This window comes from Nocardia sp. NBC_01009, assembly GCF_045208035.1.
Taxonomy (GTDB): domain Bacteria; phylum Actinomycetota; class Actinomycetes; order Mycobacteriales; family Mycobacteriaceae; genus Nocardia.
Genome location: NZ_CP108695.1, coordinates 4,268,754 through 4,281,762 on the forward strand (window position 1 = coordinate 4,268,754; position 13,009 = coordinate 4,281,762).

Sequence of the window (13,009 nt, forward strand, 5' to 3'; positions counted from 1 at the left end):
AACCTTCTTCGTCGGGCCAAACTCTCAACCGGGTATGTCGAATCACGGGACGACTATGGCAATCTTTGAAAATACAGACGCGCGCGACCCCAAACGTTATATGTGGGTTCTAGGTTTGATCGCACCGGGTTGTGCGCTACTGCCCTCACAACTAGTAGCCCACACCGGGCTGGAACTGTTTTGGTGGATCGGTCCGATCATTGTGTTCGTGGTAATTCCACTGCTGGACTTGGCGGTGGGCGATGACGGCAGCAATCCGCGCGATGAGGACTACGAGTCGTTGTCCAACGATCGTTACTATCGTTGGTGCAATTACCTCTTCCTGCCGCTCCAGTTCATCGGCCTGCTGATCGCCGGATACCTGTGGGCCAGGCAGGAACTGAGCCTCGCCGACAAGCTGGGATTGGCTGTGACGATGGGGGTCGTGTCGGGCATCGGCATCAACGCCGCCCACGAACTCGGCCACCGGGCCGAGCATCTCGAACGCTGGCTGGCAAAGGTTGCTCTGGCGCAATCCGGATACGGGCATTTCTTCGTCGAACACAATCGCGGCCACCACGTCCGCGTCGCCACGCCCGAGGACGCGGCCAGCGCCCGGTTCGGCGAGTCACTGTGGGAGTTCTTGCCGCGCAGCATAGTCGGCGGCTTCCGCTCGGCGCTGGCCCTGGAACGGGAACGCCTGTCCCGCAAAGGAAAACGCTGGTTCAGCCCACACAACTATCTCCTGCAAGCATGGTCGATGAGTGTTGTGTTGTTCGGCACGATGATTCTGGTCTTCGGCCCCGCCGTCATCCCGTATTTGCTCCTGCAGGCGATGATCGGCGCCGGATTGTTGGAGACAGTGAACTACGTCGAGCACTACGGGTTGCTGCGCGCGCGCCGCGCCAACGGCAACTACGTGCGGTGCTCACCGCGCGACAGTTGGAACAGCGACCGTCTGATCACGAACGTCTTCCTGTTCCATCTCCAACGTCACAGCGACCACCACGCGAACCCGGGGCGTCGCTACCAGACCCTGCGCAGCAGCCAGGAGGCGCCTCAGTTGCCTGCCGGCTACGCCACTATGGTCGTCCTGGCCGCCGTGCCCCCGCTGTGGCGCGCGGTCATGAATCACCGGGTGATGGCCCACTACGGTGGCGACATCACGCTCGTCAACAGGAAACCCGGTCTCAGGAGGAGTTATCACTTCCTGACGCGCCTCGGTGGTCCGTCACTCACTGACCGAATGGGGACCGTACCTACCGGCAACTCTTCGGCAAACAGTGACGAATAGGATCGTCGGGACGGTTTGATCCGCGCACCGTGACGAGAGGTCGTGCGCAGCCCATGGCGCGGTGATTCAGTACTGCTGTGCTTGCTATTTCTTCCGCTGCGGGCCGCTCTTCGTCATGGTCCGACCCGCTCTGGCGCTGGGCCGCCTGCGGTCTCATTCGGTGCTGAAGACGAACGTGTACCAGTCTCCGTACATCTTTTCGAACAGCCGGACGTGACCCCCTACCGGCTCGGTGCCAGGCGAATACACCCAGCCGCGGACGGTGGAGCCCATGAACCCGTCGGCGTCGTGGAAGTAGACGCGCCCATCGGATTCGCGTTGAGCCAAGCTGATATCGAGCCCGCCGAGGCTCAGGTCTCGGCGGCTGGTCGGTCCATCTGCGCGCTGCATCTCGACCGCGATGTCTTCCATTGCGGGACGTGCTGAGTCGAAGCCGTCGGGCCGAAAGACCATCCCGGCCACCATCCCCGCGAGGGCAACCGCAGGCACGGCGGCGACCTTCCATGACCACCGGTGCTCCCTGCCGACCAGGTACAAGGTCTTGATCGCCCACACCAGCAGGGAAGTGCCCAGCAGAATCCCGCCGATCACCAGACCAACGAACTGATCGGCGTCGGTCGAGTTGCCGATGAACGGAGCCCAGTCGAAGTGGACGCACAAGAGAACAGCCACACCAAGGGCTGCGCTCGTCAGGACCGCGAAACCAGGTGCGCTGGCGGCGTCCTGTTCGAGCTCGGTTTGCGCACCGTGCACACGCTCGATCGGGGGCCTCCTCATCTCGACGATCGTGACCAAGCGCCGTATCCGCGCTCGGCGATGCCCGCACTTGGACTGTACCGACACGGTGGCTGTCGGAGCCCGGCCGTGAACCAGCACCGCGGCGCGGCTGTCCTCGACCGCTCGAACCGATCGATCAGACTTGGTGGTGGCGAACTGTCGCGGGCCATCGATCGGGCGACTCGCGCGGCAGCTGATACGGCGAGGGCATATTTTTCCCGGACACGGCTGCGAATTTCGTTGACCATCGACCGGCGGGTGTGCGGCGCTGACTCGGCCAGCTGCGGACCTGTGTGTACTGCACGCCGATCACGTGCGTAGACAAGTGGCGATCGCGTCCGACAGTGCATCGTCATCGACCCCAGACCGCCTCGCGCAGAAGGTCGTCGCAGTCGACCACACCGTCGGCGTCGGTGATGGCGAAGGGGTGACGGCCGCTCCTTGTTCGAGGACGCGGCGCGATCGGCCAGTGGCTCCGTTCGGAACAGAAGTCACAGCACACTTCGCCTTAAATATCATGATCACACAACGAAATCAGTTGTTAGTTGTGGTTGACAGTATCGATTTCGCAATGTTTTCTGTGCGGTATCTGCCGTTGCTCATCGTGGACACACCCCGCAGGGCTGCGACGGAAGTGGCGTTCGAGGCGATCTGGTCCCCGAGTGGTTCGGATACGTCGGGCGTGCGCCGAAGTCGGCTTCGACTGCCGACTGCATTGACTGAATTTTCAGTTCATCGATTCCAGGAGGTATCGAAGTCATGGATGGATCGACGTTCGTCCTCGAGACCGCGTTCGCGCCACCGCCCTCGTTCGCGCGGACGACCGCTGCACTGCGTCGACCCGTCCGAGTCGGTGTCGTGCAGCACCGCTGGCTGGCCGACCCCGTCGAACTGCGCGCTCAGCTCGCCGCGGGCATCCGGATCGCAGCCGAACAGGGCGCGCAGGCGGTGTTTCTTCCCGAGTTGACCCTGTCGCGCTATCCGGCGGACGTGCGGGCCGGCGCGAATCCGGGCGGCGCTGCGGAGGAACTGCTTTCGGGTCCGACCTTCGCCTTCGCCGCCGAGGCTGCGAAGGCGAATGGTGTCGCTGTCCATGCCTCGCTCTACGAGCGCGCGGAGGCTGCCGACGGCCTCGGGTTCAACACGGCGATCTTGGTCTCGCCCGACGGCGAACTCATCGGCCGAACCCGCAAGCTGCACATCCCGGTGACCGACGGCTACTACGAAGACACCTACTTCCGCCCCGGACCCGCCGACGACCCCTACCCGGTATATCGGCCTGCAGCGCTCGACGGCGCCGCGATCGGCTTGCCGACCTGCTGGGACGAATGGTTCCCCGAAGTGTCGAGGGCCTACTCGCTCGGTGGTGCGGAGATCCTCGTCTACCCCACGGCGATCGGATCGGAGCCGTCGTTCCCGGACTTCGATACGCAACCACTGTGGCACCACGTCATTGTCGGAAATGGCATCACCGCAGGCACTTTCATGATCGTGCCGAACCGGTTCGGCGACGAGGGCAGCGTGAGCTTCTACGGTTCGTCGTTCATCTCCGACCCCTACGGCCGCGTGCTGGTTCGCGCTCCACGCGACACCGCGGCGGTGCTGGTCGCCGATCTCGACCTGGAGCAGCGCCGTGACTGGCTCGGCCTTTTTCCCTTCCTGACCACTCGCAGGCCCGACACCTACGCCCGCCTCACCGCACCGGTCGATGCTGCCCGCCTGTACGGGGAGGAGGCATGAGCTGGAAGATGCCGTCGGAAACCGCACCGCAGGAACGGATCTGGATGGCGTTCCCGCCGCTGGGCGCGTCTATTTCGGCGACTCCCGAGTCCGCGCACGCCGCCCGGCTCGCGTGGTCCGCGGTCGCACACGCCATCCTCGACTTCGAACCCGTCACCATGGTGGTCGATCCCACCGACCGGGATGCCGCGCGCCGGTACCTGTCGCAGGCCGTCGAGATCGTCGAGGCCCCACTGGACGACGCCTGGATGCGCGATATCGGCCCGACCTTCGTCCGCGACGAAGCCGGACGCCTCGGCGCGGTCGACTGGGTGTTCAACGGCTGGGGCGGACAGGCCTGGGCCCGCTGGGCCAACGACCGCCACATCGGGGCGACCGTCGGCGGACTGGCCGGGGCCGAGGTCATTGCCTCGAATCTGGTCAACGAGGGCGGTGGAATCCAGGTCGACGGACAGGGCACGGTACTGCTCACCGAGACCGTCCAGCTCGATCCTGGCCGCAATCCCGGGCTGGACAAGGCCGCGGTGGAAGCCGAATTGGCCCGCACCATCGGTGCCGAACATGTCATCTGGCTGCCGTGCGGGCTCACGCGCGACAGCGAGCGGTTCGGCACCCGCGGTCACGTCGATATCGTCGCCGCCATCTCTGCACCGGGGCGGCTGCTCGTGCACTCTCAGTCCGACCGCTCCCACCCCGATGCGCGGGTGACCGACGAGATCATGGCGGTGTTGCGCGACAGTCACGATGTCGACGGAAAGCCCTGGGAGATAGTCGAAGTGCCCGCGCCGCAGGTGCTGCGCGACGACGAGAGCTGGGTGGACTACAGCTACATCAATCACCTCGTCGTGAACGATGGCGTCATCTGCTGTTCCTTCGACGATCCGCACGATGCCGCGGCACGTGACATCCTCGCCGATGCCTACCCGGGTCGACGCGTGGTGTCCGTCGACGCTCGCGAGATATTCGCGCGCGGTGGAGGTATCCACTGCATCACTCAGCAGCAGCCCGCGTAGCGCTGCCGGGCACGGCGGCCCGCGCGCCGGTGAGCGGCGGCCGTTGCGGGATATCATGACAGCTGCGAATGATGAAGGGCGGGAAGGCAAGTGCGTGGCATGACAAGCCGGCGGGAGGCAATCCTGCGGGCCAGCGCCGCCGCAATCGCCGAGCGCGGAGTGCGTGGGCTGCGCGTGGGTGATGTCGCACAGGTGGCCGGGGTGTCACCCGGGCTGCTCTACTACTACTTCAAAGACCGTGACGGACTGCTCGCCGCCGCGTTGACCTACATCAACGACCGGTCCCGCGTCTACCGGAAGGCGGCGGAGGACTCCGGGTCACCGCGCGAGCAGCTCATCGGACAAATGCTCGCGGAGCTGGAGAACACGCCGGAGATGGTCGAGAACTCCTTGGCCTGGAACGAATTGCGAGCAAGCGCGGTCTATGAACCGCCCTTGCGTGAGCCGCTGGCCCGCACTTCGCGGCAGTGGATCGACGAGATCGTCGATGCTATTCGGGTAGCCCAGGCGGTCGATGATGTGTCCCGTGCCGTGGACGCACCACAGGTCGGGCTCATCATCACAGCGCTGACCGAGGGCTTGGCCGCGCGGTGGCTATCGGGGGAGCTCGCCGCCGAAGAGGCCCGCGCGCACCTGCGCAGCGCATTGGAGACGCTGCTGCCGAGGTCTGGGTAGCGCTCAGCTAACAGCCGCGAGGGCAGCGCGCGGTTGTACAGATTGTCGAAGAAAAGTCGACCCAGTGTCCAACTCGGCGCAGGTCGTGGGCTGTGTCGCAGCGCACACTGAAGGCCACGCAAATTTCAGACAACGCCCGTTCAGCGGGCGGTGAATCGATGACCGGTCCCGCACTCCAGAACTACGTCGACGGCGAATTCGCAGCGTTATCCGCTACGGCCGTGACGTTGCTCGGAGTCCGCCAGGTGCCAATGGTCGTGGTTTCCGAAGGAGGAAACGAATGAGCATCCTCAGCGAGCTCCCGCCCGCCGCACAAACCAGCGAGCGGCCGGTCGACAAGGGGCTTGCCGCAGGTACCATCGGCACCTTCTCCGGTGCGGTCCTCGGGATCTCGACGGTCGCGCCCGGCTACACGCTGACTGCCAGCATCGGTCTGATCGTCGCGGCGGTCGGATTGAAGATGCCGGCCATTCTCCTCGTCGGCTTCGTCCCGATGTTCTTGACTGCCTACGCCTACCGCGAGCTGAACGCGCGGATGCCCGACTGCGGAGCCTCGTTCACCTGGTCCACCAAGGCCTTCGGGCCCTATGTCGGCTGGATGTGTGGCTGGGGCATGGTGATGGCGACGGTCATCGTGCTCTCCAACCTGGCCGCGATTGCGGTGGAGTTCTTCTACCTGTTCCTCGGGCGGATCTTCAGTAGTCCAGGCATTGCCGAGCTGGCCGACCACAAGGGCATCAACATCGCCACCACGCTGGTGTTCGTTGCGATCGCGACCCTGGTCGCCGGCCGCGGCATCACCACCAGTGAGCGGGTGCAGTACGTACTCGTCGGGTTCCAGATGATCATTCTGCTGGCCTTCGCGGTCGCCGCGCTGGTACATGTGGCCCGCCACGGTTCGCCCACCCAGCTGAGTTTCGATCTCGACTGGTTCGACCCGTTCACCGGACTCACGTTGAGCGCGTTCATGATCGGGGTGACCGGCTCCATCTTTGCCTTCTGGGGCTGGGACACCTGCCTGACTCTGGGCGAGGAATCCAAGGACCCGAAGCGGGTACCCGGCCGGGCCGGACTGCTCTGCGTGCTCTCGATCCTGCTGACCTACTTGCTCGTCGCGGTCGCCGTGATGATGTACGCCGGTGTCGGCGACACCGGGCTCGGCCTCGGCAACGAGGAGAACGCCGACAATGTCTTCGGTGCGCTCGCCGACCCGGTACTCGGCTGGGCGGGCCCGCTGCTGCTGCTCGCGATCCTCGCCTCCTCGGCCGCGAGCCTCCAGACAACCTTCCTGCCCGCGGCCCGCACCATGCTCGCCATGGGCGCCTACGGCGCGTTCCCGAAGAAGTTCAGCAAGGTGAGCCCGCGCTACCTGGTGCCGACCTTCAGCACCATCGTCGCCGGTGTGGTGACCGGAGCCTTCTACGCGATCGTGTCCCTGCTTTCCGAGCGATCGCTGCTGGATACCGTTGCGGCACTCGGCATCATGATCTGCTGGTATTACGGCATCACGGCCTTCGCCTGCGTCTGGTACTTCCGCAAGGAGCTGTTCACCAGCGCCCGTAACGTCGTCTTCAAATTCCTGTTCCCGCTGCTCGGCGGCGCGATGCTGCTGGCGGTGTTCCTGGTGTCGGTCCGTGAAAGCATGGACCCGGACAACGGTAGTGGTGCCTCGATCGGCGGTATCGGACTCGTGTTCTACATGGGCTTCGGCATCCTGCTGCTCGGTGCCGTGCTGATGCTGATAGCACGCCGGCGCAACCCCGACTTTTTCCGCCGCGGCCTCGACGCCCACACGACTCCGGTAACCGAAGAGCCTGTGCCGGTTCTGATCACGGCGGACGCCTAGTACTGCAACGACATGCCCTGATGATCGTGAACTGTATGTTCCGGTTTCGTGGACCGGCGACCGGCGACCGCTGCCGAGCCGCCGGGATCCCCGACGAAGTCGGGTTCGCCGGGAAGCCGCGGCTGATGATCATGATGCTCGAGCGAGCCCTGGCCGCAGGGCTGCCCTTCGCGTGGTTCACCGCCGATGAGGCTTACGGCCGAGCCGGTTACCTGCGCGATCGGCTGGAAGCATGCGACGTGTTCTACGTGGTGGCCACCCGCTGCGACCAGCAGGTGTGTACCCGCGCAGATCGCATCGAACGTGCTGATGGGCTGATCGCCGAACTCCTCCCGGCGTCGTGGCAGCGTTGCAGTAGCATTCCGACAGCTTCCCTAACTAATCGCGTCGATCAGCAACTTCGCTGCCACGGTCGCCCCGTCGGCGCGGATCATGCTGGCCACTACGCTTGCGCGCGCTCGGGTGGTGGACGTCAATGCCATGTCGAGAGCGGCGGACAATGACGCTATATCGGGACCAACGTCCTCACACGCCGTGCCAATGCCGAGACCGACCACCCGGCGCGCCCAGTACGACTGGTCCATCATCTGGGGGACCACCACTTGAGGCACGCCGGCGCGGGCGGCGGTCGTTGTCGTGCCTGCGCCGCCGTGGTGGATGACAGCGGCGACCCGAGTGAACAGCGCCTGATGGTTGACCTCTCCAACGGCCATGCAGTCGGGGAGGTCGTCGATCACGGCCAACTCGGCCCAGCCACGGGCGAGGAGTGCACGGCGGTTGTGCGCGCGGATTGCTTCGATCGCGACCCGGGCGATGCCGTTGTGCACCAACATGCTGCCGAAGCCGATATACACCGGGGGTGTGCCCGCGTCCAAGAACGCCTCCAATTCGGCGGGGAGGGGCCGTTCGTCGGGCACGATCCAGGCACCAGTCTGTACGACGTCCAGACCGGGCGATTCTGGCCATGGCCCCAGAACCGGGTCCGCTGCCAACCACGGGCGGTCGGTGATTACATGGTCGCGCACACTGCCCACCGGTGGCAGCCCGAGCGCCGCCCGGCGGGTATCCAGTGCCTCACCGAACTCCGCGTTCCACCCCTGGGCGTCGATCTCCCACTGCAGTTCGTTACCAATCGCCGCCGGCGCAGGCCGATCGCCCGGCATCCGCGGCATCGGCGGATGATGTGGCGAGGGCAGGCTGGTCGGCTGGTAGCTCGCGTACTGGTAGTGGATTCCCAGCTTCTCAGCGACCGACCGGGCGGCGATCTCCGTAATGCCGGTTGCTATTACCGCATCGCATCCTGCGGCTGCTGTGGAGATCGTGTCGAACTGAACTGCGGGCCACTGGTCTGCGTAGTCCAGCCGATCCGCCAGCGAGGCTTTTGTGCCGTGCGAACCTGGCATCGGCGGTCCCAACGGCACCAGCGGCACGCCCAGCTCGGTGAAGCGCCTCTCGAAGTCCGGTGGCGCGCACACCCGCACCTGGGCTCCGAGCTCCCGCAACCGCAGCGCGAGCCCCAAGGCCGGCTCGATATCGCCGCGCGTCCCGCTCGTCGACAACAGCACTCGCAACGTCACTCCTTATTCGCGTGTTCCGGCGTGGACCGTAGTCGGCCATAGGAAGTCCGGCGATCAAAGGGTCCCCACCGGTGACGATGGCTTCGGCGTGATGACTCGTCCAGGCTCGCTGCTGCTGTGACGAGTGGCTTCGGGTGGCCCGAATGTGTCCCGGAACCACCGAGCAGATGCTGCAAACTGCTCACTTCGTCCACCACCCGAGTGCCTTTGCAGTACTGGCGGAGATCGCAACGGCGCTGGCCCGGTGGTCCGATGTTGTCAGTCGATGCCGAGTTCGGTGAGTAGGTTGCGGACTCTTTGTCCGATCTCGTCGCGGATGGACCGGACGGCGTCGAGGGCTTGGCCTGCGGGATCGCCGAGCTTCCAGTCGAGGTAGGTGATGCCGGGAAAGAATGGGCAGGTGTCACCGCAGCCCATTGTGATGACGACGGTGGAGGTTTCGACGGTGTCCGAGGTGAGGACTATCGGAGTCTGATCAGCGATGTCGATGCCGATCTCGGCCATCGCTTCGACGGCGACAGGGTTGATGGTTTCGGCGGGCGCGGTTCCGGCGGATCGGACTTCGACGGCCGCACCTGCGAGGTGGGTGAGAAATCCGGCGGCCATTTGCGAGCGGCCGGCGTTGTGGACGCAAACGAACAAGACGCTGGGCTTGGATGGCATTGGCGGACAGCGCCTTTCAGTCAGCAGAGACATTGTGCGGGACGACGGTGTTGTCGGCGGTAGTGGTATGCGGATACAGGACGGTGACCAGACCGAGCCCGATCAGCGCGCCGAGGACTTGAGCGGCGATGAATCCGAGGGTCGAGGCGGGAGCGATCCCGGCGAAGGTGTCGGAGAACATCCGCCCGAGGGTGACCGCGGGGTTGGCGAAGGATGTGGAGCTGGTAAACCAGTAAGCGGCTCCGATGTAGGCGCCGACCGCAGCTGCGCAGTAGCTGGCGCGGCCGGTGCGCGCGAGGGCGAAAATGACAGCGATCAGCCCTGCCGTGGCAACTATTTCGCCGACCAGATGCCCGCCGGTGGCGCGGTGATGGGTCGCGATCTGCACCAGCTCGTGATCGAACATGATGTTCGCGAGCATCGCGCCCAGCACGCCTCCTGCGATCTGCGCTATCAGGTAGGCGGCGACATCGCCGCCGGTCAGGCCGGTGCCGTGGCGGCGACCCAGCAGCCAGTCCGCAGCCGAGACAGCCGGGTTGAAGTGGGCGCCGGAGACGGGGCCGAAGACCAGGATCAGCACCGCGAGCCCGAGGGCGGTGGTGGTGGAGTTCTCGAGCAGCTGCAACCCGACATCGTTGGGAGAAAGCTCGCTGGCCGCGATGCCCGAGCCGACCACGATGGTCACCAGCAGCGCAGTCCCGGTGAACTCCGCCAGCAGTCGACGCTTCAGTGCTACGGGCGTGAAAGCGACGTCGGTCATGCGGGTGCTTCGACCCGGTCGGCACCGGTAGTGACCAAGACATCGGAAAGTCGGTGCAGCGCTGCGGGAATCGCCCAGTAGTAAACCCAGGTGCCGCGCCGCTGGCAGTCGATCAACCCGGCTTCGCGCAGCACTTTGAGGTGGTGGGAGATGGTGGGCTGGGATAGCGCGAACTGCGGGGTCAGCTCGCAGACGCACACTTCCTCGCCGGGCCGGGAGGCGATCAGCGACAGCAACCGCAGCCGCACGGGATCGGCCAGCGCCTTGAACGCGCTCGCCAACTCCACGGCCACCTCGTGGTCCAGCGGGGCGGCGAGGGTGCTGTTGCAGCAGTCGGTGGAGGCGATCACTGGCAGATCCTGTTTAGACACACATCTATATTGACAGACTTCTATTCAGCGGCGCAAGCTGTATAGACATTCATCAATACAGCTAGGTCGGTTACCTGCTCCGGCCTGGATTCCAGCCAATCAGGGACGTGATGTCATGACAGACCAGCAGATCGAACTCCGTGAAACCGTGCGAGCCCGGTATGCGCACGCGGCCAGAACTGTTGCCGCGGGCGGGGTCGCCGAGGATTGTTGCGGGACCGATCCCATCGCGGTCGATCAAACCTTCGGCGCGAGCCTGTACGGGGCTACCGACCGCGACCAGCTCCCGATCCGAGCAGCCGCAGCATCATTGGGGTGCGGCAACCCGACCGCGGTTGCTGAACTGCGCGAAGGCGAACGTGTCCTCGACCTCGGATCCGGTGGCGGGATCGACGTGCTGCTCTCCGCGCGCCGTGTCGGGCCGACCGGCAAGGCATACGGCCTCGACATGACCGAGGAAATGCTGGCCCTGGCACTCGCGAACACCGCCAAGGCCGCCGCGCGCAACGTGGAATTTCTCAAAGGGAACATCGAGGCGATTCCGTTGCCCGCCAACACCATCGATGTGGTGATCTCCAACTGTGTGATCAACCTGTCGGTCGACAAACCCGCCGTTTTCGCCGAGATGGCCCGAGTCCTGACCCCGGGTGGGCGCATCGGTATCGCCGATGTCCTCGCCGAGGACGAATTGACCCCACCCCAGCGCGCCGAACGAGGCGATTATGTCGGCTGTATCGCAGGGGCGCTGTCGTTCACCGAGTACCGAAACCACCTCACTGCAGTCGGATTCACCGACATCGAGATCACCTCGACCCATGAGGTCGCCGACGGCATGCACTCCGCGATCATCAAAGCTGTCAAACCCGGTGCCGGGACGGCGGCCGAATCCCAAGATCCGGCCGCCGTGGACTCGTGCTGCGCGCCCGGCTGTTGCTCTCCCGATGGCGAGCCGTCGCCACCCGATGCGGCAAGCCAGCACTAGCCTTGCGCCGGATTTCGTACTGGCGCTGGTCGTCGAATGGCTCGAGCTATTGGGAGACCCGCAGTCGCATGCATACCGTGATTCACACGCGATCCGCGAGGTGGCGTCATTCAGCCGGGGAGCCAGCGGGCAGCGACGCCAAGTCGAGTAGGCCACTACTCGAGTCCGCCGCAGGCGCGTGCCGCGTTTCGGCGGCGTCGGTGCTGTGGAGTCATCGACCTCGGGTTCAGTCCTACCTTTCCCGCGGGCCGGGATTCCGGTTTCGGAACGGGTGAAAACCCCTGTCCGGTAGCGGGTCTCGTGCGAGAGTGGTCGCGTGGGTGATGAGCTCCCCAGACTCAGCGCGGTTCTGATCGGAACGGTCGTCATCCTGGCGGTCGTCGTTCCGCTGATCCTGCTGACCGGAAACGAATACTTCATCTTCGCGCTGCTACCCGGTATCGGGTTGGTAGGAACATTCCAAGGCCTGGTCGAGATCGCGCTCAGTGCGAAACGGCGCTGGGTGATCGCGGTGAGCGGAGGGGTGTTCATCGCGCTCGGCGTGCTCGAGGCCGTTGCCGCGGTGGTGAAAGTCCTGCACGAATCGCCCTGGGTGTGGCTCGCGGCCATCGGTGTGGGTCTGATCGGGGCGGTGATCATGGCCAGGGCGGTGGCGACCGAGGTCGGTCGTGCGTGGTTGCAGGGGCCATTGCTGCGGTTCACGATTCATACCGAACTGGTCAAGCCGAACACCTCGGAATTCGACGCCGCCCACTCCCTGTCTGTCACGCTCCCCACCGCCAGGGAGCTGATCGGGGTACAGGTGCCTCCGTTCGTCCTCGACTACCATCAGATACTCGACGAGGTCGCGGAGTTCCAGCTGGAAACGGCCAGAAAGCTCGGCGCTGCAGGCGAACTCGCGCAGGCCATCACGCACAGTGCCGAATCGGCGGCGCTGCGCCGGCGCATCACCCGAACCGTTCTCGGTCGCCCCTACCTCGGCCGTTTTGCCGATTCGCTCACGCTCGAAACGTACTTCCTCGACCTCTCGGGCCGAACCGACGCCGCCGTTGCCGTCGCTACCGAGCAGATCGCCCTGGACCGGCGCAGCCTCGCCGCCCTGGGCGACAGCGCCATCGAAGCCAAGGCTTCCATGACCAACGTTCTCCTCGACGCGATGACCCGCCAGACAGAACGTTTGGAGGATCTGGGCGGAAAGCCCGAAGCCGAGCAGCTCAGAACAGCGGCGCAAGCTCTCGGGCCGACCAGCCCGATTGACCGAGACCCGCGATGAACAGGTCACGGTCCGCAGCTGCCACGTTGCTCGGCAAACGAATCCGGCCGCCCCGCGTT

12 protein-coding genes and 1 pseudogene are annotated in these 13,009 nt (G+C 65.1%); 8 read left to right on the top strand and 5 right to left on the bottom strand.

What is annotated here, in order from left to right; translation table 11 throughout:
• Nucleotides 1-34 precede the first annotated feature (34 nt).
• Entirely contained in the window at nucleotides 35-1,273 is a 1,239-nt protein-coding gene (locus tag OHA42_RS19050) for an alkane 1-monooxygenase (RefSeq protein WP_406238885.1), read from the top strand.
• Between the two features lie 153 nt (nucleotides 1,274-1,426).
• Here OHA42_RS19050 and OHA42_RS19055 read toward each other — a convergent pair whose 3' ends face one another.
• Entirely contained in the window at nucleotides 1,427-2,050 is a 624-nt protein-coding gene (locus OHA42_RS19055) for a hypothetical protein (protein ID WP_406238887.1), read from the bottom strand.
• 759 nt (nucleotides 2,051-2,809) lie between these two features.
• On the opposite strand from OHA42_RS19055, the gene OHA42_RS19060 reads away from it, so the two are divergent.
• The 5 genes and pseudogenes from OHA42_RS19060 to OHA42_RS19080 all read left to right on the top strand — a co-directional run.
• Complete coding sequence (locus OHA42_RS19060) at nucleotides 2,810-3,790, top strand: nitrilase-related carbon-nitrogen hydrolase (RefSeq protein ID WP_406238889.1); 981 nt, start codon at nucleotides 2,810-2,812, stop codon at nucleotides 3,788-3,790.
• Nucleotides 3,787-4,803, top strand: coding sequence for an agmatine/peptidylarginine deiminase (locus OHA42_RS19065; protein ID WP_406238890.1), 1,017 nt, complete (start codon nucleotides 3,787-3,789; stop codon nucleotides 4,801-4,803). Before OHA42_RS19060 ends, OHA42_RS19065 begins: the two co-directional genes overlap by 4 nt.
• A 99-nt stretch (nucleotides 4,804-4,902) precedes the next feature.
• On the top strand, nucleotides 4,903-5,478 hold the full coding sequence (locus OHA42_RS19070; protein WP_406238892.1) for a TetR/AcrR family transcriptional regulator: 576 nt from the start codon (nucleotides 4,903-4,905) through the stop codon (nucleotides 5,476-5,478).
• 280 nt (nucleotides 5,479-5,758) lie between these two features.
• Nucleotides 5,759-7,324 (top strand): APC family permease, encoded by a 1,566-nt coding sequence (locus OHA42_RS19075; protein ID WP_406238894.1) that lies wholly within the window; start codon nucleotides 5,759-5,761, stop codon nucleotides 7,322-7,324.
• 125 nt (nucleotides 7,325-7,449) lie between these two features.
• A pseudogene (locus OHA42_RS19080) lies at nucleotides 7,450-7,551 on the top strand (hypothetical protein); the annotation flags it as partial.
• 147 nt (nucleotides 7,552-7,698) lie between these two features.
• On the opposite strand, the gene OHA42_RS19085 reads toward OHA42_RS19080, so the two are convergent.
• The 4 genes from OHA42_RS19085 to OHA42_RS19100 form a co-directional block, all read right to left on the bottom strand.
• Nucleotides 7,699-8,895: a glycosyltransferase gene (locus OHA42_RS19085; protein ID WP_406238896.1), complete on the bottom strand. Its 1,197-nt coding sequence runs from the start codon at nucleotides 8,893-8,895 to the stop codon at nucleotides 7,699-7,701.
• 264 nt (nucleotides 8,896-9,159) lie between these two features.
• The gene (locus tag OHA42_RS19090; RefSeq protein WP_406238897.1) at nucleotides 9,160-9,564 is read right to left on the bottom strand and encodes an arsenate reductase ArsC; all 405 of its coding nucleotides are present in this window, start codon (nucleotides 9,562-9,564) and stop codon (nucleotides 9,160-9,162) included.
• Between the two features lie 16 nt (nucleotides 9,565-9,580).
• Nucleotides 9,581-10,324, bottom strand: coding sequence for an aquaporin (locus OHA42_RS19095; protein WP_406238899.1), 744 nt, complete (start codon nucleotides 10,322-10,324; stop codon nucleotides 9,581-9,583).
• Nucleotides 10,321-10,695 carry a metalloregulator ArsR/SmtB family transcription factor gene (locus OHA42_RS19100; RefSeq protein WP_406238901.1) on the bottom strand — a complete coding sequence of 125 codons (375 nt, stop codon included), beginning with the start codon at nucleotides 10,693-10,695 and terminating at the stop codon, nucleotides 10,321-10,323. Before OHA42_RS19100 ends, OHA42_RS19095 begins: the two co-directional genes overlap by 4 nt.
• 115 nt (nucleotides 10,696-10,810) lie before the next feature.
• Here OHA42_RS19100 and arsM point away from each other — a divergent pair, with 115 nt between their 5' ends.
• Entirely contained in the window at nucleotides 10,811-11,677 is an 867-nt protein-coding gene (arsM, locus tag OHA42_RS19105; RefSeq protein ID WP_406238903.1) for an arsenite methyltransferase, read from the top strand.
• A 316-nt stretch (nucleotides 11,678-11,993) separates the two neighbouring features.
• Nucleotides 11,994-12,950 (top strand): hypothetical protein, encoded by a 957-nt coding sequence (locus tag OHA42_RS19110; protein ID WP_406238905.1) that lies wholly within the window; start codon nucleotides 11,994-11,996, stop codon nucleotides 12,948-12,950.
• The last annotated feature ends 59 nt before the right edge of the window (nucleotides 12,951-13,009 follow it).

Coding starts and splice junctions, on each gene's coding strand:
- OHA42_RS19050 (WP_406238885.1), top strand. CDS start 35: ATGTCGAATCACGGGACGACTATGGCAATCTTTGAAAATACAGACGCG.
- OHA42_RS19055 (WP_406238887.1), bottom strand. CDS start 2,050: ATGAGGAGGCCCCCGATCGAGCGTGTGCACGGTGCGCAAACCGAGCTC.
- OHA42_RS19060 (WP_406238889.1), top strand. CDS start 2,810: ATGGATGGATCGACGTTCGTCCTCGAGACCGCGTTCGCGCCACCGCCC.
- OHA42_RS19065 (WP_406238890.1), top strand. CDS start 3,787: ATGAGCTGGAAGATGCCGTCGGAAACCGCACCGCAGGAACGGATCTGG.
- OHA42_RS19070 (WP_406238892.1), top strand. CDS start 4,903: ATGACAAGCCGGCGGGAGGCAATCCTGCGGGCCAGCGCCGCCGCAATC.
- OHA42_RS19075 (WP_406238894.1), top strand. CDS start 5,759: ATGAGCATCCTCAGCGAGCTCCCGCCCGCCGCACAAACCAGCGAGCGG.
- OHA42_RS19090 (WP_406238897.1), bottom strand. CDS start 9,564: ATGCCATCCAAGCCCAGCGTCTTGTTCGTTTGCGTCCACAACGCCGGC.
- OHA42_RS19095 (WP_406238899.1), bottom strand. CDS start 10,324: ATGACCGACGTCGCTTTCACGCCCGTAGCACTGAAGCGTCGACTGCTG.
- arsM (WP_406238903.1), top strand. CDS start 10,811: ATGACAGACCAGCAGATCGAACTCCGTGAAACCGTGCGAGCCCGGTAT.